At 40.3% G+C, this 26,800-nt stretch carries 18 protein-coding genes, 1 other RNA gene and 1 pseudogene; 1 reads left to right on the top strand and 19 read right to left on the bottom strand.

Going from position 1 to position 26,800, the window contains the following annotated elements; genetic code table 11:
* Positions 1–463: 463 nt before the first annotated feature.
* Positions 464–1,216: a hypothetical protein gene (locus ACPUYX_RS09860; protein WP_426379620.1), complete on the bottom strand. Its 753-nt coding sequence runs from the start codon at positions 1,214–1,216 to the stop codon at positions 464–466.
* Positions 1,217–1,315: 99 nt separating this feature from the next.
* Positions 1,316–1,735: pseudogene (locus tag ACPUYX_RS09855) on the bottom strand (TniQ family protein); the annotation flags it as partial.
* Positions 1,736–2,339: 604 nt separating this feature from the next.
* On the opposite strand from ACPUYX_RS09855, the gene ACPUYX_RS09850 reads away from it, so the two are divergent.
* Complete coding sequence (locus ACPUYX_RS09850) at positions 2,340–3,329, top strand: hypothetical protein (RefSeq protein WP_426379486.1); 990 nt, start codon at positions 2,340–2,342, stop codon at positions 3,327–3,329.
* A gap of 140 nt (positions 3,330–3,469) precedes the next feature.
* On the opposite strand, the gene ACPUYX_RS09845 is transcribed toward ACPUYX_RS09850, so the two are convergent.
* The 17 genes from ACPUYX_RS09845 to ACPUYX_RS09765 form a co-directional block, all read right to left on the bottom strand.
* Positions 3,470–3,676 carry a hypothetical protein gene (locus ACPUYX_RS09845; RefSeq protein ID WP_426379485.1) on the bottom strand — a complete coding sequence of 69 codons (207 nt, stop codon included), beginning with the start codon at positions 3,674–3,676 and terminating at the stop codon, positions 3,470–3,472.
* Positions 3,677–3,679: 3 nt separating this feature from the next.
* Positions 3,680–8,890, bottom strand: a complete 5,211-nt coding sequence (locus tag ACPUYX_RS09840) for a DEAD/DEAH box helicase (RefSeq protein WP_426379484.1) — start codon at positions 8,888–8,890, stop codon at positions 3,680–3,682.
* A 4-nt stretch (positions 8,891–8,894) separates the two neighbouring features.
* Positions 8,895–9,899, bottom strand: a complete 1,005-nt coding sequence (locus tag ACPUYX_RS09835) for a hypothetical protein (RefSeq protein ID WP_426379483.1) — start codon at positions 9,897–9,899, stop codon at positions 8,895–8,897.
* Entirely contained in the window at positions 9,896–11,482 is a 1,587-nt protein-coding gene (locus tag ACPUYX_RS09830) for a hypothetical protein (RefSeq protein ID WP_426379482.1), read from the bottom strand. Before ACPUYX_RS09830 ends, ACPUYX_RS09835 begins: the two co-directional genes overlap by 4 nt.
* A complete protein-coding gene (locus tag ACPUYX_RS09825; RefSeq protein WP_426379481.1) occupies positions 11,479–12,918 on the bottom strand; it encodes a hypothetical protein in 1,440 nt (479 codons plus the stop codon). The genes ACPUYX_RS09830 and ACPUYX_RS09825 overlap by 4 nt, the downstream gene beginning before the upstream one ends.
* Before the next feature lie 668 nt (positions 12,919–13,586).
* Complete coding sequence (locus ACPUYX_RS09820; protein ID WP_426379480.1) at positions 13,587–15,296, bottom strand: AAA family ATPase; 1,710 nt, start codon at positions 15,294–15,296, stop codon at positions 13,587–13,589.
* The gene (locus ACPUYX_RS09815; RefSeq protein WP_426379479.1) at positions 15,293–16,180 is read right to left on the bottom strand and encodes a DNA adenine methylase; all 888 of its coding nucleotides are present in this window, start codon (positions 16,178–16,180) and stop codon (positions 15,293–15,295) included. The genes ACPUYX_RS09820 and ACPUYX_RS09815 overlap by 4 nt, the downstream gene beginning before the upstream one ends.
* Before the next feature lie 1,115 nt (positions 16,181–17,295).
* Positions 17,296–17,647: a transfer-messenger RNA gene (gene ssrA, locus ACPUYX_RS09810) on the bottom strand.
* Positions 17,648–17,770: 123 nt separating this feature from the next.
* Positions 17,771–18,238 carry an SsrA-binding protein SmpB gene (gene smpB, locus ACPUYX_RS09805; RefSeq protein ID WP_426379478.1) on the bottom strand — a complete coding sequence of 156 codons (468 nt, stop codon included), beginning with the start codon at positions 18,236–18,238 and terminating at the stop codon, positions 17,771–17,773.
* A 156-nt stretch (positions 18,239–18,394) separates the two neighbouring features.
* Positions 18,395–19,174, bottom strand: coding sequence for an alpha/beta hydrolase (locus ACPUYX_RS09800; protein ID WP_426379477.1), 780 nt, complete (start codon positions 19,172–19,174; stop codon positions 18,395–18,397).
* A gap of 94 nt (positions 19,175–19,268) precedes the next feature.
* The gene (gene secG, locus ACPUYX_RS09795; RefSeq protein ID WP_426379476.1) at positions 19,269–19,493 is read right to left on the bottom strand and encodes a preprotein translocase subunit SecG; all 225 of its coding nucleotides are present in this window, start codon (positions 19,491–19,493) and stop codon (positions 19,269–19,271) included.
* Positions 19,494–19,611: 118 nt separating this feature from the next.
* On the bottom strand, positions 19,612–20,895 hold the full coding sequence (gene eno, locus ACPUYX_RS09790) for a phosphopyruvate hydratase (RefSeq protein WP_426379475.1): 1,284 nt from the start codon (positions 20,893–20,895) through the stop codon (positions 19,612–19,614).
* A 22-nt stretch (positions 20,896–20,917) separates the two neighbouring features.
* Positions 20,918–22,462: a 2,3-bisphosphoglycerate-independent phosphoglycerate mutase gene (gpmI, locus tag ACPUYX_RS09785; protein ID WP_426379474.1), complete on the bottom strand. Its 1,545-nt coding sequence runs from the start codon at positions 22,460–22,462 to the stop codon at positions 20,918–20,920.
* A gap of 22 nt (positions 22,463–22,484) precedes the next feature.
* Complete coding sequence (gene tpiA / locus ACPUYX_RS09780; RefSeq protein WP_426379473.1) at positions 22,485–23,249, bottom strand: triose-phosphate isomerase; 765 nt, start codon at positions 23,247–23,249, stop codon at positions 22,485–22,487.
* A 103-nt stretch (positions 23,250–23,352) separates the two neighbouring features.
* Positions 23,353–24,537 (bottom strand): phosphoglycerate kinase, encoded by a 1,185-nt coding sequence (locus tag ACPUYX_RS09775; RefSeq protein WP_426379472.1) that lies wholly within the window; start codon positions 24,535–24,537, stop codon positions 23,353–23,355.
* A 413-nt stretch (positions 24,538–24,950) separates the two neighbouring features.
* On the bottom strand, positions 24,951–25,526 hold the full coding sequence (locus ACPUYX_RS09770) for a glycerol-3-phosphate responsive antiterminator (RefSeq protein ID WP_426379471.1): 576 nt from the start codon (positions 25,524–25,526) through the stop codon (positions 24,951–24,953).
* Positions 25,527–25,552: 26 nt separating this feature from the next.
* Positions 25,553–26,800, bottom strand: coding sequence for an anaerobic glycerol-3-phosphate dehydrogenase subunit C (locus tag ACPUYX_RS09765; protein ID WP_426379470.1), 1,248 nt, complete (start codon positions 26,798–26,800; stop codon positions 25,553–25,555).

Raw genomic sequence — 26,800 nt, 5'->3', positions numbered from 1 at the left:
TTGTAATAGCTTTAACCGACCAGCCTCACCATAACCATACACCTTGATATCTTCTCGAGTAGTCTTTTTGATTGAAATTCTATTCGCTTTTTTCTAGGTTCCCTTTGCTATTACCAAATTGTTAGATATATAATCTAAAAAGTTACTCTTTCTTAACTAAATCAAAGGTATGTAAACATAAAAGCTAATTGCTAGCCTCCTCAACAACAAAATTCCGATAAAATTTCCTTAAATATTACCCAAACTTATTTGACAAAGGATAAATGTCATGTTAATATAATCAAAGGATATATAGTTAATACAATATGTATAATGGTAAATTAGGATCAATTGTCTAAGTTTGTTGAAATTAAATATTTATATAGCTACATATAGCCGACAAATATGTAGCATATTTGAGTTTGTTTATAGACTTTTTTATTATAGATTATTGTTCATTCTTTGTCAAACATTGTCGATTTTATTACATAAGCCATACCTGATCTTTAATAATACTACGCCATGTTTCTTGTAAAGGTTTTTCCCGCAATTGAAATCCTAAGATGTCTTCTACTCGTCGCCGACTTGGATAGATACCTTGACTTATCAACTTATGTGTTGCCTCTGTTACACTGAGGCAACCTTGTTCAATTCGTTGCTTTCTACAAGCCTGTAAGTTTAATTGATGTTTTTGTGAAATAGCTTTACACAACTTAGGAAAATGTCTATATAATAATTTTCGGTTACATTTAAGGTTCCTCGCGATTTCCCGCATTGAAGGAGCCTTTTTGGTGTCCTTTAATACAATACGAAGCCTTGATTCAGTATACTCCCGATCAAATTGCTTTCTTCGATTTGAGCACTCGAAATTTTGTAAGAAAACTCCATTTACCCCCTTTATTTCATCTGGCCTATACCCATTAAATATGTCTTTGATCTGGTGATTTGTGACGTAGCAAATTCTCAAAATTGCATCTAGTGCTGGTTTATGCTTACCTTCGTACCAAACTCCTACTGTAGTTCTCGGAAATCCGAAGACACGCGCGAATTCTCCTTTACCGCCTATTTTATCTGTAATCAGCCTGATATACTCCACTATACAATCACTTGAAAACTTATAATTTATGACTTGTCCCATAGTGATTAGTTCTTTAATATTGCTAGTGACAAAATATTTCCAATCTGTACTTTTTCCGTCTGATGCCTCATTTGAATTCGAATATGATTGATGCCCCAACCAACAACCACAGTTCGAACAAAACCCATTCCGGGTTCTTCGAGTTAACAAAGGAATTTCCTTTAAGCAATTTGGACATCGAGTCTCGAGGTTTATCTTATGTTCTCGGCATGTTGTCACTGCACTAAACCCCCATAGTAATGGTTCATAAATATTCCGTTGCTCGTTTCTCCAGGTATTGAGACATGTTGGGCACCAAGCCTTATTGTGTCGGAATAATCCTCTATACGGTATAAAAGATTGCCAAGAAACCAATGTCAGACTTTTAGTATCAAAACATCCTGTCAATAACTCCAATACTTTCGCACAGTCCTCAGCTGCTTTACCCAACCCGTTAAGCTCAGACGCTGCTTCAAAGAACCTGCTTCCACCTTCCTTACTGCTTTTAAGAAGGTACTCCTTTCCGAGGACTGGGGCAAGTTCTTTCCCTACTAGATCACCCACGGTGACAGAATGGTTCTCAGCTAACCTTGATATATAGCTTGTTAGTCGTTCTACCATATCAGTACCAAGACCCATAGGCTTTAAACAAAATAACTGTGTATCGACAACAATTCACCTCGATATTTAAATCCAAGTTTATCTTGATAAATCATTGCCAAATATCAATCTTAATAAACCCCAAAAGAACTTTAGTAGTACTTTTGGGGGCAACCCCATTTTCTTGAATATATACAGAATATATACAGAATCTGTACCACTAAAGTATATTATATTTTGAGCCTGCGATATCTCCACCTTTGTCTCAGTGCATTACGTAGGAAAAAATCACTGGCGCCAATTTCATACCAACTATTAGGTTTTTGATACAAATCAGGGTCCCGCCCACACTTGCATCCCTCGATATCCCCAGGTAATGCTTCGTCCGATTTCGCTCAGTTCTTGTGGATCAAGAAGCAAGCTATCTCGCTTTGATGATATAAGAAATCTCTCTTTGAATTTGGCGGTTTGGAGTCCCCTTTCACCTAAGAGTATGGAATTACAAAAAATACTTCAAATTCTGCTTCACGCTTAATTAGGGTCTATTAGATCATCAATACTTTAGCCTAGTGCATTTTTTCTCTAAAAACATGTTATAATTTTTATAAGAATGTATAAAAGCCTTATATTTTGGAGGTTGGATATGGAAGAAAATAAAGACCAATATTCCATTACCTTTGTGGACTTTTTGTTCACTGCAGCTATTTTTATAGGATTCGCCCCTGAATCCTATATTCAGGCTGAAAAGGGTACAGGAATATTTACACAAAAATGGCTTCTTAGCAACATTTGGCCAAGCCCACATGATATTATTCTTATGTCATCATTCATATTATGCTTATTCACCGTAGTCTTGAGTTGGTTTGGGTATCACAATTCGATAAAGCACAAACCACATAAACCCAATGTCTTAGGCATGTTTAGATTTTTAATAGATGTACTTTTAGTCGCCATATATACACTATTACTAATGAAATTCACACAAATCCAAGTATCCTTAACTATTATATCAATAATTTTTGGCCTTTACTTCATTTGGGATATATTACTGATTTTTGAATATAGGAGTAATTCAGATATACCATTTTGTAAAAAATATCGTGGGGAATTAGTTACTTTCTGCTGGTTTATTATTTCTATCCTCCTTGCGAAATACACATATATCTTACCAGAGTGGTTGCAAGTAATTTGCGGATTTGTTGTCGTAATTAGTTACAGAGTTCACAAAATGCATAGCATAAGAGATTTTATAAACAAGGTGATAAAGAAACGGAAATGCAAAAACAAACCTATGAGAATCTATGTAGCAGGACCTTATTCGTCTGACAATCAAGATAAGATACTTATCAACACAAATAGAGCTATTGATATAGGTATTAAAATTTTTCAAAAGGGCCATTACCCTTACGTTCCCCACTTAACCCACTGGATTGACCAACGCGCAAAAGATTGCTGCATTCCTTTGTTATGGGAAGACTATATGCAATGGGACCTACATTGGTTGGAATTATGTGATGCACTCTTTTATATTGATAAATCTAGAGGAGCTGATATTGAGCTTCAATTTGCATTAGATCATGGTTTAAAAGTTTACCGCTCGTTAAAAGATATTCCTTTAGTTAGTAACTCATAGACATACCCTAATAACATAAATGCCTCGTAATTAATTTTTACGAAAAATAACTTCATCGTTATACCCAATCTCCAAGCCTTCTAATAATCTTACCTTCTTTTGGTGTTCCTAACGCATGATTGGCCACCATAATATGGGTCTCAGGATCGACTCCGGCTATAGATACCAAAGTGATAAATATGAGCATCTAAATCGTTTAATACGGCTGTTTTCACAACATTATCGCATAGCAAACCAATCCCTATACCGAACCTTTTCCCGTGCATTTGTTTCAATAAAGGATTTATTTTGTCATAGATTTCTTTACTGCCGGTCGAATAGCGATGCGGCAAAAGTGAATTTGCCATTTTCTACCTCTTGCTTAATAAATTTCGATATGTCAAAAAGGAGTTAGGCAACCAATCAGTCAAATCATAGGGGTTCAAGTAAATCTTCTTGCTCGTGTCCTCAGGCTTCTTTCGAATAGCCGGTATAACCTCAAAAATTGTGGTATCAGGGTTAGGGCTATCCTTATCTTCTTCAATTAGTTTTCGCAACGGAACAATAAACGCTCGTTGCTCGCCGATGCTGTAATCATCTGGAAACTGTCCAAACTCAGCATAGTTAAGAAGCTGAAGCCCCAAATGTCTGTCAAAGAATTGGTGATTTCTCTGATTCCAAAAATTATCAAGACAGTTTTTGCAGGTGCGTGAACACTCGCATTCTGAAAGGATTTTTCGGGCTCTCTCAAGCACTTTATCAAGAATCGAACCAATTAACGATGAATAACCTGCACCGCTGGTGAGATTGTCATAGAAGAACATTTCAATGTGCGAGTCACCATCGCACTTGATTCTTGGACGCCACCCCCCACTTATTTCGTTGTAATCTATGTCAAGAACAAGTGAAACAGCTTTCTTAAATACCTCGTGCAGCGTCGTAACCGCCGCTCGTAGTATGCTCTTTTCTTCTGCATTGCCGTTACTTACAAGTTTTTTAGAATCATATGAAATATCCAACATGAACATGTCCGTTAAAAATTCATATCCTAAAAAAATATTGGTAGCTACCGTTCCTTCGTGGCGACATAAAGGATGATTATCATGGTAGGGTTGTGAAAATAAGAAATTTCCATTGTTCTTATCACCTGCAACCTCAGCACCTCCGCACTTTTGGCAAACGTTAAAACCATTCTTGCTCTTTCCCATATTAACAGTCAAGACTTTTCTGTCTGAGAGATTTGCATAACGAATATTACTTTGACCATGTTTAACCATTCTTGTGTCTGATGGAACATAAGAATAGAAAGGTGCCTCAGTATAGGTATACTGTTCGTCTTCATCCTCGAACTTAACCTCATCCCCTCTAACAGGAGAAAATCCCCATGGGCGCAACATCTTTCTATGGTCTATTGATGCGCCGCAATATGGGCATTGTGTTTTAGGAAATTCCTCTTGATCAATGCCAAACCAATTGCATTCGGTACAGATGTAAATGTCGTTATAATGGTCTTTGTTCTGAAAATAGTATTCGGCTTGGTTTTGTTCGAAGCCTCTTGGACGTAGATTTGTATATATACCGCCGCTTTTATATATTTTTTTGTCAATCGTAACGAACCTGCCTGGAGCATACTCACTGAGCGCTACGGCGATGTCTCTCTCGGGGGCATATTGAATATCACGTGGTGCGTTTTTGCCGCGCTCAGATTCTTTCTCAACATAAAACCTTACAACATTCTTCGGGAATGAGTATGACGGTATAAACCCTTCGCGATAAAAGACATCAAAAGCAGGTGTTTCTTTGTCATTGTTAATAAACTCATTGCGTTTGCCTTCAGCTAAGACGTTTTGTCTTATATCGCGGAATTGTGAAACAGTAACATCTGTCGACAAGTCCATAGACTCTGCATATGCTTTGAAGTTTTCGCCGAATTTTTCGCAGAATGAAATTATGCCAATATCAATGATGCCGTCAAATTGGGTTTTCATATCGGAGGTAGACATAAACCCGTTCAACGCCAACATATTGATATGGCGTTGCCTGATTTTTGGGTTGTCTCTGTCAATCCACGGTTTGCGCGGCGAGCCGGAAATCATTTCATCAGGATGTGAAAAGTAATGGCTATCGTGTGTTCCCCCTGAAGCATACGTAACAATGGTAGAAATGCCGGCATTTTTACGCCCAGCCCGCCCTGCGCGCTGTTGATAGTTCTCTCTCATAGGAGGTATGTTGCGAAGCCCGACAGCGGTCAAAGAACCGATATCAATACCTACTTCCATAGTTGTCGTACAACTCAAAACATCAATGGCATCCTCGCCGTTTTCCCCCGCGTTAATATCTTGGAAGCGCATTTCATATTTTTCTGTGCGGCTCCAAGTATCGCTTCTAGTTTCTTTATGGGAGAGTTGTGCCGTGTGCTCTTCCGTGTCAATCGTATGTATGCTTTCAAGTTTTTTCAAGGCATTGAGAACAGGTATCCGCCAAAAGTCAAAGCGAGACAAATCCTCCTTACTAATCTCCACGACATCGGCAGAGTCAAAACAAGCTCCGCAATAATCTCCAATTTTAAATGGAGATAATTTTCCGCACTTAACGCAGCGATACCAAGTGAAGTCTTGATTAGCAAATTCGACTTTTACCGCAGATAATTTTATATAGTAAGAGTTGTTTGAGGCGGAAGCAAAGAATAAATCCCGTACTTTATTTACGATTTTTGCCATCATAATATTATTGATATTCAATAATTCCAGGGTCCGCTGAATAAGTCCCTTATCCAACGCTGTTAAAAAGTCGAAGCTCAAACCAAAAGACGAACTTTTGCTTCTTCCAGGCAGCCCCTTCCTGACATCATCTGGAATTATTTCCCCAAGAGCGGCACTGTCATCCATAACATCCCAGAATAACAGGACTAGCAATTGATAAAGAGTACCATGATCAATCGTGACGCCGTCATCTTCTAAATCATATACGCAGTCTTCAAGAATTGAAGTAATGGGGGCTAAAAAGCCAATACCTATATCTTTGAATGAACGAGGGCTTTCTGTAAAGAACGTCAGCAACTGTTCGTAATAGTCATCTGGCAACGATCGAAATTCCTGAGCTAACAAAGCATAGTCTAAAGTTCTTCCGCGCCTTTCAGTTCTGTATTTTTTATCTTTGAAGAGGCGTTTATCATTCTCTAATTTTTCTTTACTTGTTCCACTGAAAAAAATAAGCTTGTTTTGTAAGCAAACGTCTAAAAACGCCGGATACAAATCCGATAAGGAGTGTTCTTTGCCGTCGGTTTGTAAGAGAAGTGACGCAAGCATAACCGCCTGCCGAAAAGCATCTGCGTCAGAAGACTTTGACAAATCTCGTGCAAGTTTTGCTGCGTTCTGCCGAGAATCGGAAAACAGCAAGACCTTTTTTCCTTGATTGATTAGTAATCCTGACTTAGCTGGCTGCAATTCGAATTGAGCCTTCGTCAGATTATAGAATGGGATATTGCCCTTGGTAGCCAAATCGACTGGCTTTTTAAGAGGCATAGGCTTCTTGCATTTCGGGCAAACACTAAAAGTATATGAGTGGTTCTTAACATCGAATTTATCATTGTATATGACAGTCAGCAGATTCTCATCGTTTTGTGGAGATGTATACAGTTTGCCCGTTAAGGGGTCAAGCGCACCAATATTGTCATTCTTTCTTTTTTGATAGTTTTTGGGGACCACATAAAGAAGCATCTCGTCGAGAGAATTTGTATCCCCGTTCAGCCCACGCTCAGGAAAGACATACCAATACGGCTGTCCATCGATTTTCCGAATATAAACTTTTAAATATAAAGCCCCACATTTTATATGATTGACAAGTTCGTAGATTCGACCGCCGCAATCGCACTTATGTTTTGGGATAGAGATAACCTTACCTAAGGGAAGCTTTTCGCCTTCTGAATATTTTGCACAGCTGCATTTCGGATTTGAACATGCATAAAGACCTTGCAAGCCTCGCAAAAACATATGAAGACGTACTGGGAAAAGGATATTTCCGTTCTTGGCGGCAAGAGAAACCAATGCCAGTAAAGCGTCAAGTGCTTTTTCAGCATTTGCACTCTCTCCAAATAGCTTATTCTTAATCTCACTATATGATTTTGCGCCATCACGGCAAAATTTGTTCAGCAAAACAAACGCTTGATATTTCGGAAGATTATCATAGAGCCACTCTTGTGCTTGACTCGGGTTAATATCATTGAGCAAGTTGCAATGAAAAACAGTTTTGGCAAAATCCTTGATTCTGATAGCTATATCATCGCCTTGTACTTGATCAGAACCAATCGATGCTAATGCATCAATATCAGTTTTTACCTCCAATTCATCCGGTACAGCTTCCTTTTGTCCGAACAAGAATTCACAAGAAGACGGATCTTTTCTCGTAAGACCAGCGTAAAAAGCGTTAATCGCTTCCTGCTCGTTTTGAGGCATACTTGCAGTTGTGAGGATAAACTGAACCTTATCAATCGTTATTCCCAACCGATAGAACAGGCGTTCTAACAATAGCGCAATTTCTCCGCCGGCGGAGCCACGATACATATGAGCTTCATCCAAGACGATAAGGAGTTTATTATCGGCGGATTCATCAAGCCATTGCTTTGTTTTGTCCCATATGTTTGCTTCACGTTGGCGCATAAGCATATACTCCAACATGGAGTAGTTTGTAATCAAAATATCTGGAGGACATACCTGCATTTCAAATCGCGTGATAAGTTCAGCGTCATACGGTGTAGGCTTATGGATATTCTTTTCTAAGTTCTCAATAAAATTTTGAAGTCCGTTTTCGCCGAATCGCGCAGGGTATTTGTTGATGCTCTTAAGCCCATTTACATTATTAGTTTGCCGCTTCCGAATTTCATCATCGGCATTTTCGTCAATCAAATAATTTTCGCGGAATGTCGCCGCCAATTCACGGCTGCTTGCTGGCTTTGCATCACCAGAATAAGGCGTTCTGCCGGTGTACATTCCGAAATGAGGAATGCGGGTAGCGTGGGTGTCTGTCGTGAAAATCTCTCGAAATTTATCGCTCCCAATAATTTTTCTAAATCTTGCTAGTTGGTCTGACACAAGGGCGTTCATAGGATAAATGATTAGAGTTCTCACGGCCTCCTTATTGAAAAAAGCAGGGTGTTTTTGGGCTTCATCAAAGCACTTGGCTATAATTGGCCAAAGAAAGCACTCCGTTTTACCAGAACCTGTGCCCGTGGAAACAAACAAATCTTTCCCGGAGGAAAAACACTCCAGTGCTTTAACTTGGTGTTCAAACGGGTTGGAGAATATGCCGAGGTTTTCCTTAACAAGCTTCAGTAACGATTCTTTCACGCCCTGCTCAATGCGCTGCAAGTTTTTGATTCCATCGGGGACTTTTTTATAGGATGCAGAAGTTTCGATGTATGGCTCTCGAGCGATATTTGTATGCTCAGAGCAAAGCTCTCCCAGAATATCATCGACATAAAGAAGAAGAGTTTCACTATTAGCTAAATAATCGGATTTTATATAGTTCTTCAATCTGTCACGGATTGCCTGATAGTATTGTTGAACACTATTTGAATTATGCATTAGCCTACTCTCCTTTTACTTCGATTCCGATACTGTTTAGTACGTCGTTAACTACCGGAACGAAGTCATTTTTTAGTAGAAAGCTGACTTTGTCAAAAGCGTTATTTACTGGCCAAGACAAGAGCAATAGGTAATAGTATTCTCGGTTTGGTAAGTACCCGCCAATTTTGATTTTGGAATACTCCGCATCTTGCTTTATAACTTTGGCCTTTAAAGGATTGTGGTAGTGGGCTTTTAGCGCAAAATACAGCCGCCTAAATTCATACGAGATTAAGCTATCGTTTTGTGGTTCAACGGGTTCATCTGCGAATAAAAGTGAGGTGTCAGATTCTCGCATCACTCTATAAAACGGACCCAGTTCGCTTTTTCTAGCTACCGAGCAATCCGTCTCAATTTTCTTAGACCAAGACAAAGAGGGAACATTATCCGATAGCGGGTTGAAAAATTCCATTTCGTCAACATTTATATCTTTTTCATAAAAATCTAAAACGTCGTATCGTGACTGAAAATACTCCTCACAGGTTAACTCGTCTCTTATCAGGAACTCACGTACTGAGGACTTGTACGATGTTGGGATTGAAAATACGCCAAGTCCATTTACAGTGTAAGCTGTATTAGGAACACCAAAGAACAGAGAAGAATTTCCTACTTGAATGCTTCTACCAAAATTAACTAATTGACTCCGATTTTCCTTATCAGTTAAAAGATAACCTGTTTGTTCATACACCCGCCGCATATGAACCGGAAGACTAATCTGATTGCTTTTATCTATGAACATAGCGGCAATGCCCGGGAACAGCTCATTATAGCGCTGCAGCAATTCATTCAATACAATTGTTTGATTGTGCTTGGTTGTTCCGACGATTCCGTCCAATGAGCTTTGGGCTGTCCGTAAGCACCATTGCCCTAACGCTGAATAACAAAGCCGAAAAATAAAAGAGTCATCAGATTCGCCTTGGTAACGACCAATGCCCATATCCATTGACATAGCGGATAAAAAATGGTTCATAGTGCAAACCACCCCACGAACAGTTTTTTATACAGGCATCTTCCGGCATTCCCAGCATATTTAATTAATCGCTCGGATGTGTTATAAGGGTTAATCTGTAATACATCTGTACAATATGGCAAGATATCAAATGCGAGCATTTGAATTAAATCTTGCTCATCAAATATAGCGACGCATTTTAGCTCAATCAAACTTTGAGGAAAGCCTAATTCTTGCAATATTTCTCTTAGAATAGTTGAGTATCTGTTTTCCACCTTATTCCATCGAGGTTCATAGTCAATTTCCGCTATTTTTGAAGGATCTTCGGTTAAAGTTGCATTGATAGATAACGCCTTGATCCGATTGACGTTAAGATAATGGCAGTACCTCAAAAACTCTTGTGATATGTAGTGAATTGTCCTATCATATGCAACGGTTATGAAAATGATTTTATCTCTATGCTTTTCAAGAGAAGGCAACAATTCTGTTTCGTTGAAATTCCCGATGAAATTATCCAAGCAAATAATACGTCCGCTAGATGATAGGAAACGTTCGACTTCATGAGTCGAAACGCTATTGTTAAAAACAAACGTATTAACATTTGATTGCCCGATTATCGTGTTTGCCACGCACTTCATAATGTTTAATCCTGTTTCGCGATTGACGATAATTGGAATCCCTTGAAACAGAATTTTGCCCAAATGTGTTGTCAACAGATGATAATATTCAGCACCAGTAGACATACCAATATTTTCAAAGTTATATCCCAGATAGTCCTTAAACTCATCCATATCATTAGGACATTTTGCATTTTTTCCAGATTGTTCTACGGTTACTTTTATCGCTTGCTGTTTTTCCAACTCCGCCCTAATCTGCTTTTCGAGTTTCCGACTATTGTTTTTTGTCTCAGACAATTCTTTTCTAAGCCGTTTTGTTTTTTCCTCATATGCCTGAATTTCGATTACGAGGGATTCAATTTTTTGTTTATCTATCTGAGCTGCAATTTGGATTTTTTCAAGTTCAGCAACTTTTCTTTTGAGAGCGTCAATATCCCATGCATTATTTTTTAATTTATCCATACTTTTGTTCAACGCGTATTTTTGTGCATTTAGCTCTGACTGAAGTTTTACTATTGTAGAATCCTTGACTTTTATTTCTTCATGAAGTTTAGCTTGTTCGCCGTCAGCTTCCTTGATAGACCAAACAGCTTCGCCTAAAATTTCAACGTGTTCTGCCAAAAGCTCTTCGCCAACAAGTTTGAAATACAGCTTAATATTGTCATCGAAGACGCTGTACGGTAATGTGTGTAATAGTGCAATGATGTGACTTTCTCCATCATGCATTCTTTCATTATAGTGATCCTTTATCTGAGTAAGCCATATATCAATCTTTTTCTCAATGAAATCAGAAATAAAGTGTTTGCTAATATTACTGATGAGCAACCGAGTTGCCTCAGCTTCAGAAATTGATTTGGCTCTAAAGCCTGGACGAATTTTATTGAACTCTTTTGCGTTCTTATTGAAATACCTTATTTTATCCTGATAGGGAATAATCGAACAGATATAGTTTATTTCGTCTTCAATTAATTGAGGAAGGTAACTCATATCAAACCCTCCATGATGCGTTGTTTGGCTACCACATTAATTGAATTTGAATCCGTACATTTATCAATATAACGTAAAGCAACATTACTCATTTCAAGCGAAGCGAACACATTTAAGTCAAGTGCTTCCGTGCGCTTGCAGTGCTTGAGAATATCTTCAAGCAATGCTTCACCAACTAACTGCTTATTTAGGTCAGGATAAAAGCAACCAATAAGGTAGCCTAAATTATATCGTCTTATTTCACTTTTGGGAGTCAGTAAAACCACTTGCCCAACGTTCAAAGGAGTAACCCCAAAACGATTGAATAAAAAGTATGAATCGCCGTCATTAGGTATAGCAAATTTAATTGCTATGCTTTTAGATTGAGTAAGAAAGCTATAGTTACCAATCGGTTTTTCAACCTTGTCAATGACAATCTCCGTGTTTTTCTTAAATATTTTAGTTTTTGGCTTAACTAATATTCTGGAAATGCCATGATTAACTTCGAAAATGTCCGTCGGTTCGACATTGATGTTCCCGTGTGCTTGCAATTCAAAACTTGTAAACACAAATGCTTCATCTGACGTTATTATACTAACTTCATTAACTATTGGCGCGGGAGGCCATAGAAGGGTGAGAGACTCAGAGGATTCTAATTGATATCCCCAAGAGTTTAATATCTCATCTGAGCGGGCTGTCTTTTTCCGTATTGATAAAGTCTTACCTAAGAATTTATAGCCCATCGACTCAAAGCGTACCGTCTCGTTTACCAGTATCTCGTCTGGAAGTTCAATATCTCGTGGTGTTGAATAATGGTTTTGAAAGATAACGAAATATTGAATATTAGTAAACAAAACAGTACTACGTACTAATTTGGCTTTGAAATCGCTATCGTTTCCTTGTAACTTGAAAAAGGTAGGGGTGCTGTTTCCAGGCTTTATAAAATCATATTTCCGTTTAATGCCGCCAAGAGTATTGGATAAACAGTAACTAAATGAGAAATCGTTCAAGGGAACAAGTGTGGTAACATCCGGCGAAAAGTGACTGCTATTAATCGATACGGAATAGAACGGTATAGCTGAATCCTTAGTTCTAATCTCGAAATCAACATTCTCCTGCTCATAGCTTTTAATTTCTTCTGCGCTAAACCGCAACCCTATACTAAAAGTCTTGCTTATGTTACTATAGTAAAATTCCACTCTTTCGCGTTTACTTCTTCTTGAACGAGAATCTGTACTTATCGCTCCATATTGTCCAAGATAATTTTCACATTCTACATCGTTGTTTCCATTACGGTGTCTAAAATGAGCCTCTACGCTGGTGCTAAAAGCTGCGGCGATATATACTTCTTCTCCACAACAGGCGCACTCATAACGATACGGTTCAAACCCGCAATTTTTGGCGGCTAAAACCGCAGACACCTCAGACTGAAGAATTGTATCATACGCCTTATGCATTCTTACAATTGCTCCTTTCGCAAGAAATTTTGGAGAATATGCAGCATGTTATTGATTGCTTGGTTTATCACTCTCCAACGGAACAAATCCACTCATTACCTCGGAAATTTTGAACTTCCGCTGTCGCCCGAGCATACCTATTTTTCTAAATCCATTGCGGGACTGTCTTACGACTAACACAGAGATAGTCCGACACAGTTGCTATCGGCCGCTGATTTTCTAAATTATCATTATATTACTTATTCATACAGACCCGACTTTCCGACGTTATGCTACACGATACAATCAAATATTGAATTAGTTCCACAAATATCCTTTATTTCCTGCAATAAGAGCGCAAAAAGAGCGTCTAATACGCTCCGCTAATTTTCACCCCAAAACTCCCCATAGAGGAGCCACCAACCGGTAACACCAAACACGGACTCAGCACTTGACTGCTGGTTAGGCTTTATCAAGGCGTTATGTCTAAACTTAGCAAAACGCATGCGGCGTGGTGACGAAGGTTTGCCGCCCACCACCTTCAGATTCTCCTCATGACAGACACCCTTTCGTTAGGCTACAGTTACTGTATCTTACCCCATTTTGGGACTTTTACCTCACGAGAGTTAATGTCCAAACGGGCGTACAAATAATTTGGAGAGCGTTAAGAACGCTCTCCATTCATAAATTCATTCGGTCTCGTTATTATCTTCGTTATCATTTTCATTATTTTCGGGAGGATCAATTGGGGGCAGTGCATCGACTTCTTTACGTTCAGCCAATAAATTAAATGCTCTTACAAAATGTTCAACAAAGGTTTCCACTGCTTCATGATGTTCATTGCACCAAAATGAGAATAGTGCATCTTGATCACCTAGGATTTCCTCTGCTTTTACAAACCAATGTTTGTAATCGTCGGTACTATACCTCTCAGTTTCTAGCGGCCATTCATTGAAACACAAGTCATAAGTAAACGCAGGTACCTTTGAATAGCTATCGTGGAATCTATTGAATGCATCATGATTTTTTAAGGTTTCAAACAGTCCCTTTTCAATTACCAAAGGGAGAAAAAGAAAATTATCTGCAGCAAATACAACTTGCGCTTTGGAGCGATACTCACTTTTTTGTGGTACATCACCATCTAAGATTATAATGTTATTCTTGAATTCTGGGACATTCTTTTCATATAGCTGAACATAATTTGTCCATCCAAGATTTATATCAACAAAGTTCATGTAGAGATCTAAATTTATTCCTAACGCATCAGACAATACATACTGCGTAAATGATACGGCTAGCATATCCTCGCAATAAACATTAATTTTGCTTCCAGTATTAGGCCCAACAAGGTTTATATCATTTAATATGGAATTCAACTCGCTGGTTGTTGAAATATTCTTAGGCATAATCGTACGCGTTCCCTCTCCATCATACTGCGGTTCTAGGTATACTATGGAGCTATCGTATGCAAAGAGGGGGAGGGTTATGCCTTTTTCTTTTCGCTCTTTACGCTGATATTTATTTACCTGCTTTAAGATAAATGGAGAATGGGTTGTAAATACAATCTGGATTTTATAGTCTTCAGCCGATTTCCATAGGTAGTCAACTAACTTTCGTTGTGAAAAACCGTATAATGTCGCATCAAGTTCATCAATAAGGAGAATGCCACCTTTATAATTTCTCCCATATTGCTCTTGCAGACGTTTGAAAGATAATACTGCCAATAATATTCTTGTAATATTACCCTCGCCGGCTGAGTTAGTAAAGATGTCATGAACACCATCACTGACACCAGAAAAAGTTTTGGATGAAGATCCCTTTTCAAGTTCAAGCCCAACAAATGGTTGGCCCGGGATACTTTGGATCGATAGAATTGTACGGTAATTTGTTATACAATAGTCCAATTCGTCAGGCGTAAGAGTTGGGGAAAAAGTTTGCGTTTTCCCAGACTCACCAATAGGAAATAGTCTGCTTAGACTCAAAAAATAAACAGGAAGTTGTATGTATCCTGCGCCACTTGCTCTGCTTTCAGCGTTCCAAAAACGTAATGTTGGCTCTTGGTCTCTTTGTCTACGCGCAATGCTTTCCACACGATAATAATTTTGAGAATACACACCATTATGTAACACTAATTTCCATTTATGTTCGCCAATAATATCATGCTCAGGAGAAATCTTAAACTTCTCCTTAAACTGTGAGCGAAAATTGTACCCATCAATCGTTTTACACCCATACATAGAATGGTCTTTCGAGATAGTGAACGGCTGACCAAGCATACCTAAAACGGTTGTTTTTTGCGTCGCGTTACGTCCTGAAATCGCAGTTAGACGCTTGCCGAGTGCAAAGGAGGCACATTCAAATGCTCTAAATTTTTCAATCTCTATACTCCTTATAATCAATTGGCACACCACATTCTGAAATTTAATTGTATCCCTTTCTCGATCATCTGTTTTTCTGTTGGACAAAACAGAGTATTTGAAAAAATCATCAATTCAGAAGCTATTCCTTTATTTGCGGCACTATATGTGAGATCAAATTTTCTTATATCATATGCTGAGTATAAGTCACAAATAGCCTTGACGTCATCATAAGTAATAATCCAGGGCGCTGTGATTTTTTGAGTAATCACATTTCGAATCCGTTGATGATCTGAGGGAGCAAAAAAGTTCTTATATAATTTTTGACCCTTATTATAATACGGTGGGTCAAAATAGATAAATATATTTTCACCAAATCGCGGAACATAATTTTGAAGTAAGCTGATAATGTCTTTGTTATAAATATAAATGTTTTGTCTATGGCTTGATATATCTTTAATTTTTGTAACCAGCGATTTACGATCAAAGCGCACATCAAGTTTCCAGTCACCATCTTGTGAGTATCCTCCGATTGGTCCGCCAGTTAAAATACCTGAACGATTCGTTCTATTTAAAAACAAAGTGGCAAAAGCTAAATCCAATGAGTATGAAGTTGAAGATGAATATATTGCTTTCTGTTTATGCCACTCTTCTATTGTGATTGGTGTATTCTCTATTCTTTCAATTAGTCTATTAGTTTCCTGTTTGACTGCACGCCAAAATGAATAAATAGCTTTATCATAATCGTTGATAACAATCTTCTCAACAGTTCCATCTAACAATAAAGAAAGGGCAACACCTGCACCACCAGCAAATGGCTCAATATATGTGCAGTTTTCGATATTTAAATTTTCTATTGCCAACTTAATGAAACCGGATAGCCTGTTTTTTCCTCCAGGATATCTTAAAGGGGAATGGTGAGGCACAAATCGCACCTTCTTTCATTGAATTCCATTTATAATTATACCTAAAATCAAATGTTTAGAGGTAAAAATATTCCTCGATATGAATATATAGTAAAATTTTTATATTCACCTTTATTTTTGTATAATTTTTAAATACGACAAACATTTCCAAATTCCTTCTTCTTTTCTATACCGCCAAGAAAGAATAAATATTTAGTGCTTACCAATATACAAAGAAATGCTAATTTAACATAGGATAGATGTTAATTAACGCGATATTATACTCAGTAATTACCATTTAACAGAAAAAATATTGAATAAAAATCACTCTATTTATTGGCAGCATTTATTCATTTACTTATTAATAACATAACAATAGCGATAAAACTTTGATTTTATATCCGCCTTTTTACCGTCCTAGATTGTGCATGAAAGCTTCCCCATAGACAGTGTTCCGCACAATTATTACCGCACACAAAAAAGACCCCCACCGAGTATAGGCAGAGGCCAAGAAAATAAGTTTATGGTGCAGAACTGCGAACATATTTGTCTCGGTTTGAAGGCTTACATAGTCTTCTTACTCTCCTTTACACCTCTCGTTTACCGGGATTGCCGGTTGCTGAAAATCTTTAAACTTTCTAATACACGGCGTTCTAACTCTCTCCAACAGCATGCCTTATAATTTGAATACTTTCAAATAATTTTATATTTACATGGGTACATTTTAACGATGCCTATACCTTTAACGAAAGGTAAATTCGCCATAAAATGCATCCTTTAACGTAACGGATGCAAAAAAAAGAAAGAAGCACCGTCTAAACGATGCTTATAATGCATAGGTCTTCGCGCATATCGCCAATTGAATCTTCAAAGGCCTAATCCACAATATCTCAAGAATTACTTGAGTTTACTTGAATCTTTTTTGTTTTTGGTTCAAGTACTTTTTTTCGGGGTAGACACACTATTAAGATGAAGAATGAAAAATCCCCACATGCGAGTTTTCTGTGAGGATTTCTTAAGAATATGTAATTTATCAAGGAAGCATATCTTTTCATACTCAAAAAGGAAGCATATCTTTTCCAAAACGAAATTTTATGGGTATTGCCACAGGTTACATTTAATGTTAGGGTTTTTAATGGCGGAGGCGAGGGGACTTGCACCCCTGTATCGAAGAACGACCACAAAAGCGTCTACGCGTGTGTCCTTTATTTTAAGTTTCGCCTTTCGTGCCTCCTAAAGGCAAGGATTCATTTCAGGCTAGCTCGATAATCTTAGCTAATATCTCCGAGCATTGACATTAGAGCGTCCTACTAATTTGACACCCTGGACCCTTCACCGTAGGTCAGAAGGCAGGATGCTAGCGGCACTTAGGCAGCTAGAGCGAAATTATCTTCGTTAACTATTTTTGTCCACCGTTTAACGAGACCAGGTGGAATCTCGACGCGCAACTTTTGCCACCGCTTCCCCGAGCGAGTCTAAAACGCCCCCGAATTAATTACATGATTAGTATATCATATTTACGCATAAAACAAACCGATTTTCTTTGGAATATGAGGATTATCATGGAAGGTATTTATAGTTATTTTAATTATTATCGTTGTGTGTCCTCTATTAACTTCTATTCCGATCCTTTAATGCTCGTTCAATATCACGTTTACTTTCCTTTTCAGCCAGGGCTTGACGTTTATCATAATTTTTCTTTCCTTGGGCAACTCCTAATTCAACTTTTGCCAAGCCTCTTTTTAAATACATTTTAGTTGGGATTAGGGTTAAGCCTTGCTGCTGAATCCTTCCAACCAATTTATTAATTTCAGATCGGTGCAATAGCAGCTTTCGTGGCCTTAAAGGATCATGGTTAAAGCGGTTTCCTTGTTCATAAGGGCTGATATGCATTTGATAAACCCAAATCTCGCCATTATCTAAATGGGCATAACTGTCTTTTAAGTTTACACGCCCATTCCGGATTGATTTTATCTCAGTTCCAGTAAGGATTATTCCAGCTTCGATTCGGTCTTCTATGAAATAATCGTGGAAAGCTTTACGATTATCAGAGACAACTTTAATCCCTTCAGAAGGCATATGAGTTCCTCCTCTCATCTGTATTATACAACAAATCATTATTCAATAAATCGTACCATTTTCCTATTTTATCCATGCAAAAGACATCTCCTGTCTTCAATGAAAACTATTTCCAGTTAATTATACTATTATTGAAAAAACAATTAACTAAAGCTATTATAGAACCTCATTATATCTTTGTAGAAACTCGTGAACCTTGAGGGCAACCTCTTCTCGTTCAGTCCCCAGCGTCAATATATGTCCGGAATGTTCCCAATAAAGCACTTCGGTTTCACAAGCCTGTATGTTCTTACGAATAATTTGCACACTGGCTGGGTCAACGGTAAAATCTTTGCGGCTTTGCATCAATAAGGCAGGGCATTTTATATGTTTAAGTTCGCGGCGAACTTTGTGAATGGCTTTATTCAAGGATATCAGAGAGTCAATCGGAATCTTATCGTAGACAAAACGTTCCGGTTTCGATTGAGTTAACCGATAATCTGAAGGAACATGGGCAACAATTTGCGATTTTGGTTTTGTGACAAATTTCCGGAAGGGGCGGATCAGCCGAACATACTGTGTTCTCCGGTCGGCCAGCAGCATGGGAGAATTCATAGATACCAAGCCATCAATTAAATCTAGTGTTGCCAAATGCAGAGCTAATAACCCTCCCATTGAAAGTCCCATTCCAATCACATTAGAACATGACTTTCTTAACTCAGCCACACCTGCTTCAGCGTCCTTAACCCAGTCCTCCCACCGGGTCTTTGCCATTTGTTCCGGTGTAGTCCCGTGCCCCGAAAGTCGGATTCCCAGAACCGTCCAGCCGAGACTAGCCAATTGTTCGCCTAAATAACGCATTTCAGAAGGTGATCCTGAAAAACCATGAATAAGCAAACAGCCTACAGGATTTCCTGGAAAATAAAATGGGTCCACCAACCGTTTTTGCGGTTTCACCCAAATCCCTCCTGTCGAATCTAGGATTTAGACACCCAAAACATAGCACGAAAGGGGCACCTCATACGAAGTGTCCCTCTTGTATCATAATTTGTTACTGAATCATTGCTAATCCCAGAGAGCTTAAGAGGAAGACAGCCGCCAAAATAGCTGTACCTTTGGCAAGTAATTCATCCATGCCCTTCTTTTTCCCAAAGATGGAATCGCCGGCACCAGAGATTGCTCCGGATAACCCCGCACTTCTTCCCGATTGGAGAAGGACAGTTGCAATCAGTCCTATAGAACTAAGAACCAAAACCACAATCAAAGCAATTTTCAAGTAAACACCCCCCCAATACAACACTCAGTTGTATCGCTACCGTAAATAGTCAGTAGGACTATTTTAGCACAAGCAGCCTTAAAACTCAACAAACATTAAAGGATGTCGGCCGGAGTAATTACTTGCTTCTTGCAAGGGCTTTGCGGCCACGATAAATGGCACTTTCCCCAAGTTCTTCTTCAATGCGGAGCAATTCATTATATTTTGCTACCCGTTCTGTTCGTGCCGGAGCCCCAGTTTTGATCATTCCGGCATTAACTGCAACTGCAATATGCGCTAAGGTAACATCTTCAGTCTCACCGGAACGGTGGGAAACAACTGCAGTATACCCTGCTCTTTTAGCCATTTCGATGGCATCCAAGGTTTCGGTGAGAGTTCCGATTTGATTAACTTTAATTAAAATAGAGTTGGCACATTTTGCTTCAATTCCGCGTTCTAAGCGAGCAGGATTTGTGACAAATAAATCATCGCCAACGAGCTGAACCCGATTCCCCAAACGCTGGGTTAATTTAGCCCAGCCTTCCCAGTCTTCCTCGGCAAGGCCGTCTTCGATGGAAACAATGGGGTAACGGGTGATTAAACCTTCATAGTAGTCAATCATCTCTTCAGAGCTCTTGGTCAGCCCTTCCCCAGCTAAATGATAAGCCCCGTTGTCATAAAGTTCAGTAGCCGCTACATCTAATGCCAAAGCTATTTGTTCGCCAGGAACAAACCCAGCCCTTTGAATGGCGTCCATGATGCAAAGCAAGGCATCCTCATTGGATTCCAAGCTTGGTGCAAATCCGCCTTCATCGCCAATTGATGTGGCCAGGGACTTTTCTTTGAGGACTGATTTTAAACTGTGATAGACTTCTGTACCCATGCGCAGAGCTTCGGCAAAGCTCGATGCTCCCACGGGCATAATCATAAATTCCTGAATATCCACATTATTATCCGCATGCTTCCCGCCGTTTAGGATATTCATCATCGGAACAGGAAGTTCTTTGGCATTGACTCCGCCCAAATATTGATAGAGGGGTAAACCTAAGGATTCGGCTCCGGCTTTGGCCGCAGCTAATGATACCCCAAGGATCGCATTAGCACCTAGTTTGCCTTTGTTTTCTGTCCCGTCAAGTTCCTTGAGCAATTGGTCAAGACCCGGTTGATCAAAGGGTGATAGTCCCTCGACTTCCGGAGCAATCACGGAATTTACATTATCAACGGCTTGCAGAACCCCTTTTCCCATATAACGAGCTTTATCGTCGTCACGAAGTTCCACTGCTTCAAAGGCTCCTGTCGAAGCTCCTGAAGGAACGGCAGCGCGTCCCATAATACCATCAGCTAAAACAACATCCACTTCTACGGTCGGGTTGCCGCGGGAATCAAGAATCTCCCGGGCATAAACATCGGTAATCACACTCATTGAAAAATCCCCCTTATTCTTATTAAGACCTCAGTAATGATTTCCCCGTCATCTCCTTGGGTTGGGGAATCTGAAGTATTTCCAAAATAGTTGGTGCCACATCGCATAGGGCTCCACCTTCACGAAGAGCTGCACTTTTAAATTGTTCGCTGACCAAAATCAACGGTACCAGATTTGTAGAATGAGCCGTTAAGGGAAGGTTTGTCTTAGGATCTATCTTCTCTTCGGCATTTCCGTGATCTGCCGTCACGAGCAGAGTTCCGCCCATGCTGTGCAATTCCGCCTCGATCTGTCCCAGACATTGATCTACGGTTTCCACTGCCTTTATCGTTGCTTCGAAAACACCGGTATGTCCAACCATATCCGGATTAGCAAAGTTGAGAATGATTACGTCGTAGGCCTTCTTTCTGAGTTCACCAAGAAGTGTTTTGGTGACTTCAGGGGCACTCATTTCAGGCTGAAGATTATAGGTTGCAACTTTGGGTGACGGTATTAAGATTCGCTCCTCTCCCGGATCAGGTTCTTCAATTCCGCCGTTAAAAAAGAAGGTTACATGGGCATACTTTTCAGTCTCAGCAATTCGCAATTGTTTATGCCCCTGTGTGGAAAGAACTTCACCCAAAGTGTTCTTCAAATCTTGCTGAGGAAAAGCAACGGGAGCTGGAATCGTATCGTCATATTGTGTCATGCACACATAATTTACATGAGGATGATTCGGCCTCTCAAAGCCTGCGAATTCCTCATCCACAAAGGCCCTGGTGATCTCCCGCGCTCGATCAGAACGAAAATTATAAAAGAGCACACTGTCTCCTTCTTGAATTAAGGCTACAGGCTTTCTATCATCCCCAAGGATTACTGTGGGGAGTACAAACTCATCTGTTACACGCATATCATAGGAATTTTCTACTGCAGCAAGAGCACTGGGGGCAAATTTCCCTTGACCATAAACCAAGGCTTGATAGCCCTTCTCCAAACGTTCCCAGCGTTTATCCCGATCCATCAGGTAGTAACGCCCACTTACTGAAGCAATTTGCCCAATGCCCAGTTCTTTAATCTTTTCCTCAAGCTGGGTAATGTATTCTTTGGCGCTCTGGGGCAAGACATCTCGACCGTCAAGAATGACATGAATAAACACCTTCTTTAAATCTTCTTTCTTGGCCATCTCAAGAAGTGCAAATAAGTGTTCAATATGAGAGTGCACTCCGCCGTTGGACAGCAATCCTATCATATGGAAGGCATGATCATGAAGGCGGGCAGATTTCATAGCCTCTAAAAGAACAGGATTCTCAAAAAGCGTTTTGTCCTTGACGGCCTTAAATATACGGGTTAATTCCTGATAAACAACTCTCCCCGCTCCCAAATTCAAATGTCCGACTTCTGAGTTCCCCATTTGCCCTTCAGGTAAGCCCACCGCTTCCCCTGATGCTTGAAGCAGAGTATGAGGATAATCTCTTTCCAAGCGCCGGAAATTAGGCAGGTTCGCTTGAGCAATAGCATTCCCTTCCCGGGCCACACGATATCCCCAGCCATCAAGAATCATCAGCAATAGTGGTTTGTCAGTACTCATTTCCAGTTTCCTTCCCGCGTGCCTAAACTGAAGCAGCGTTATGTATTAATTTGGCAAATCCCTGAGGATCAAGGCTAGCCCCTCCGACGAGAGCCCCGTCGACATCGGGTTCCGACAATAATTCAGCAATATTGTCCGCCTTAACACTCCCTCCATAAAGAATCGGCACCTTTTCGGAATCCGTTCCCATGAACCTGGCAAGTGTGGAACGGATGGCGGCACACATTTCTTGGGCATCTTGACTCGAAGCGGTTTTTCCCGTACCGATAGCCCATATCGGTTCATAAGCAATAACAACTCGGTTAAGATCTTCCGGAGAAATACCTTCCAAGGCCTTGGACACTTGACCCTGCACTCGCTCGACGGCTTTTCCCTCTTCACGAACGCCGAGATTTTCTCCTACACAAAGAATAGGAGTCAGCCCTGCAGCCAAAGCCTTGCTGACCTTCTTGGCAATAGTTTCGTCGGTTTCACCAAACATTTCTCTGCGCTCTGAGTGTCCTAAGATTACGTAAGTACAAGCAGCTTCTAACAGCATCTGGGCGGATATTTCACCTGTATAGGCACCTTGATCAGCCCAGGACATATTTTGTGCCCCTAAATGGACAATACTTTCTTCCAGCTCATTTTTAAGCGTATAGAGGGCAGTAAAGGGAGCGCATAGAATAATATCAAGGGCAGTGACGTCTTTAATTTCCTCCAAGAACGTTACTGCATAATCTTCAGCTTCCTTTACGGTTTTGAACATTTTCCAGTTGCCCGCGATGACAGGTCTTCGCTTTGCCACAGTACAATTCCTCCCGCAATCAATTGAAACTTTACCTCTTAATCAAAATTTATACTATAGTTTGATTTTCTAAAGACGAAAGTTCTGGCTACATTTCCGTCTTTTAAGCATCCTGTAAGGCCGCAACACCCGGCAGAACTTTCCCTTCCAAAAATTCGAGAGATGCTCCCCCACCGGTAGAAATATGTGTCATCCGCTCTGCCACACCGGTCTTTTCGACAGCCGCTACAGAGTCTCCGCCTCCAACAATCGTGGTACCTTTACAATCCGCAACGGCCTTGGCCACCCGTTCAGTTCCTTTAGCAAAAGCATCCATCTCAAAAACTCCCATAGGACCGTTCCAAACAACAGTTTGGGCTGAAGAAATGATAGTGCTAAACCGTTCAGCGCTTGCCGGACCGATATCCAAGGCCATTTCGTCATCCTGAATATCTGATAAAGCAGCAATACGATGGGAGGCCTCAGCGGCAAATTCCTTGGCGGCCACAACATCAATGGGCAATTCTAAAGCGACGCCTTTGCTCTTTGCCTTCTCGATCAGCTGTTTCGCCAAGCCGAGCTTATCCTCTTCCAGCAAGGATTTACCAACCTTATAGCCTTGAGCTTTAAGAAAAGTATTAGCCATTCCCCCGCCAATAATCAAGGCATTAACCTTATCCAAGAGGTTTTCAATAACTCCGATCTTATCACTTACTTTTGCTCCGCCGATAATTGCCACAAAGGGGCGCTCAGGACGTTCCAAAGCATTCCCCATGAACTCCACTTCTTTTTGCATCAGCAGCCCTGCCACCGCCGGAATATAGTGCGTTACTCCCTCCGTCGAAGCATGGGCACGATGTGCTGTTCCAAAGGCATCATTGACAAAGATATCTGCCAGGGAAGCCATCTCACGAGCAAACTCCGGATCATTCTTTTCTTCTTCTTTGTGGAAACGAACGTTTTCCAACAAAAGAACCTGACCATCTTGTAATTTTTCCGCGGCCTTTTGAGCCGCTTCCCCAATACAATCTTGAACCAGGGCAACATTTTGCCCCAATCGTTCACTCAGACGTTTAGCAACAGGTGCCAAAGAATATTTCGCATTGACCTGGCCCTTTGGACGTCCCAAATGAGAAGCAAGAATGATCCGGGCACCCTCTTTAACGAGATATTCAATGGTGGGGAGGGAAGCACGTATGCGCGTATCATCGGTTATCTGCCCTTGCTCGTCTAACGGCACATTAAAATCCGCCCGGACTAATACCCGCTTTCCTTTAACAGTGACGTCTTTAACACTTTTTTTGTTCATACAAAAATCCCCTTTCTAAGGCTCAAGGGTTTGGTGTTTCTTAGTGTTTTAGATAACTTAAATAATATATCCTAGTATACCGAGAAAAGGAACTTCCTACTCTCCCAAACTCCAGGTTCATAAAACTTATTAATAGTATTTTTTCTAAAGGAGTGTCAAATTCAAATTTTACATTAGAACATGTTTGAATTCTTCATTAAAACATGAGATTCCTGCCTGACCCTACTATGTTTCTCGTTATTAACAATATCTTTTATTCTTTATTTAACCAAACCTTTGGCCTACAAACTGCAGAACAAGGAAAACAATTAGTCATCATCGACAAATGGTTCCCATCGAGTAAACTTTGTCGTTATTCGGAACAATCACTGCAGAATTGACACTTGACGATAGAGTTTGGATTTGTACATATGTCACTCGAAGTTTATATCCCATAAATGGCGCAGGCTTGTGGAAACAGCATCAATTCCCTTGGCTAAAGCAGTCCTGACGTCTTCTTCAGTTCTTAATAATCCCCCGCCAAGAACGGGTATACCCAAGGAATCCTTCATTTCCTGGATAACAAAACTCGGGATCGTAGCCGGTAAGATTTCCACGGCATTTGGTTTGACAGCGGCAGCCATTTTTATCCCTGTCTTAACAGACTCCGAATCTAAAACAAACAGGCGCTGAATCACCACCATACCTTCGTCAAGGGCATATTTAACCAAGTTTGGCTTCGTCGTGACAATGCCGCGCAGTCCCATTCTCGCCAACAAATGTATCCCCGCCTTGTCCTTACCGGCACCTTCCAGCATGTCAAGATGGACCATCAAGACTTTATTATCACCATGAACCTTTTTCACAATGGAGGGCAGGAGATTAATGTTTGCACCTAAAAGAAAGACAGCGCCAATGTTGGGATGAAGCATGGCTTCACTTAAATCCTCAACTCTCCGAATGGTTGCACCAACCTTTTTTCCCTGCATAACAGTACTTAAAAAATCCATATTGCTATCCCCCAAGGTTTAATTAATTATTCGTGTATTATATTATATGCTTTTGCCAAAATACGCAAAGGATGTTCAGTGGGAATAGAAGTACCATGTTGAATCTGAACTTTACAGACCCCGCATTCCGTTAACATTTCCTGAATATCTCCCCGCTCAACTCCGACATTGACTGCCTCAAAAAGGGGGCTTCCGATTTTCATTGCTTTATCATACTTTTCAGCTTTAAATCCATAGCTCCCGGATAAGCCGCAGCAGCCGGCATCAAGATTACGTATTTTAACACCGGGGATTAAACGCAAAATGCGCAAAGCTGGGGTTCCAATCCCTTGAGCTTTTAAGTGGCAAGGCAGATGGTACCCAAAAGAAGCTTTGACCTCTTGAAAGTCCAGGGGCAATTCTCCCTTTTCGTAAAGCTGCCACAAAAATTCGAACAAATCATAGGTCTGAGCCCCAATCATCTGAGCCGCCGGTGCCGGCAGCTTAGGGTAGTCTTCTTTCAAGGTCAGGCCACAGCTGGTGCAGGAGGCTATAACAGGCACTCCTGCCTCAAGATAGGGACGCATTAATTCCAGGTTATAAAGTCCGTTCTTACGGGCCTTGTCGAACTGACCATTAGCCTCTAAGGGTAAACCACAACAATGAAAATTAGGTACAATGGTTTTATAGCCAATATGCTCTAAAACCTTGATCATGATTCGGCCTGTCTCCCCTTCATTATAACGTGTATAACAACCTGGGAAGTAGACAACTTTCTTGCCGGTCGTGCCTCCAGATCTTCCGACCTTATCCTCGATTACTTCTAAAGGCCTGCCATAAGCAGGCAAGGGGCCTTTTTGACTGATCGCAAGTCCCTTGTCAAGAGCCCACCGTACTAAGTTTAGTTTCAAGGCTTGATTGGCCATCCCAGGCCATAAAACTCCGAGCTTGCCCAGATATTCTGCCCGGCCCAGGACGTACCCTCTTAAGCGTAATTTGACGCCGGACATCGTTTTATGGGGCCCTTTACGGGCTGCCCTTCGGGCATCAAGAATCATTTCCGTTATTTTTACCCCTGAAGGACAGGTTATTTCACAGGTTTTGCAATTTGAACAATCATCCAACGTTGTTTCCCCTGGAATAAACTGCCCCCTGCGGAATCGTTCCATATCCGGTCCTAAACCTTTCGGTCCCGGAAAATGAGGATTTACTTTGGCCACCGGGCACTGAGCTGTACATACATTACATTTTTGACAAGCATCTAAGCGTGCTGTCAATTCATTTCTTACATCCAT

Source organism: Desulfosporosinus sp. SYSU MS00001 (assembly GCF_049943955.1).
In the GTDB taxonomy this organism is placed as follows: domain Bacteria; phylum Bacillota; class Desulfitobacteriia; order Desulfitobacteriales; family Desulfitobacteriaceae; genus Desulfosporosinus.
This window is presented reverse-complemented; position numbering and strand designations above follow the sequence as displayed.

Coding starts and splice junctions, on each gene's coding strand:
- ACPUYX_RS09825 (WP_426379481.1), bottom strand. CDS start 12,918: ATGCATAAGGCGTATGATACAATTCTTCAGTCTGAGGTGTCTGCGGTT.
- ACPUYX_RS09840 (WP_426379484.1), bottom strand. CDS start 8,890: ATGCATAATTCAAATAGTGTTCAACAATACTATCAGGCAATCCGTGAC.
- ACPUYX_RS09845 (WP_426379485.1), bottom strand. CDS start 3,676: ATGGCAAATTCACTTTTGCCGCATCGCTATTCGACCGGCAGTAAAGAA.
- eno (WP_426379475.1), bottom strand. CDS start 20,895: ATGAGTGTGATTACCGATGTTTATGCCCGGGAGATTCTTGATTCCCGC.
- ACPUYX_RS09765 (WP_426379470.1), bottom strand. CDS start 26,800: ATGGATGTAAGAAATGAATTGACAGCACGCTTAGATGCTTGTCAAAAA.
- ACPUYX_RS09830 (WP_426379482.1), bottom strand. CDS start 11,482: ATGAGTTACCTTCCTCAATTAATTGAAGACGAAATAAACTATATCTGT.
- ACPUYX_RS09770 (WP_426379471.1), bottom strand. CDS start 25,526: ATGGATTTTTTAAGTACTGTTATGCAGGGAAAAAAGGTTGGTGCAACC.
- ACPUYX_RS09775 (WP_426379472.1), bottom strand. CDS start 24,537: ATGAACAAAAAAAGTGTTAAAGACGTCACTGTTAAAGGAAAGCGGGTA.
- ACPUYX_RS09835 (WP_426379483.1), bottom strand. CDS start 9,899: ATGAACCATTTTTTATCCGCTATGTCAATGGATATGGGCATTGGTCGT.
- gpmI (WP_426379474.1), bottom strand. CDS start 22,462: ATGAGTACTGACAAACCACTATTGCTGATGATTCTTGATGGCTGGGGA.
- ACPUYX_RS09850 (WP_426379486.1), top strand. CDS start 2,340: ATGGAAGAAAATAAAGACCAATATTCCATTACCTTTGTGGACTTTTTG.
- smpB (WP_426379478.1), bottom strand. CDS start 18,238: ATGCCTTCTGAAGGGATTAAAGTTGTCTCTGATAATCGTAAAGCTTTC.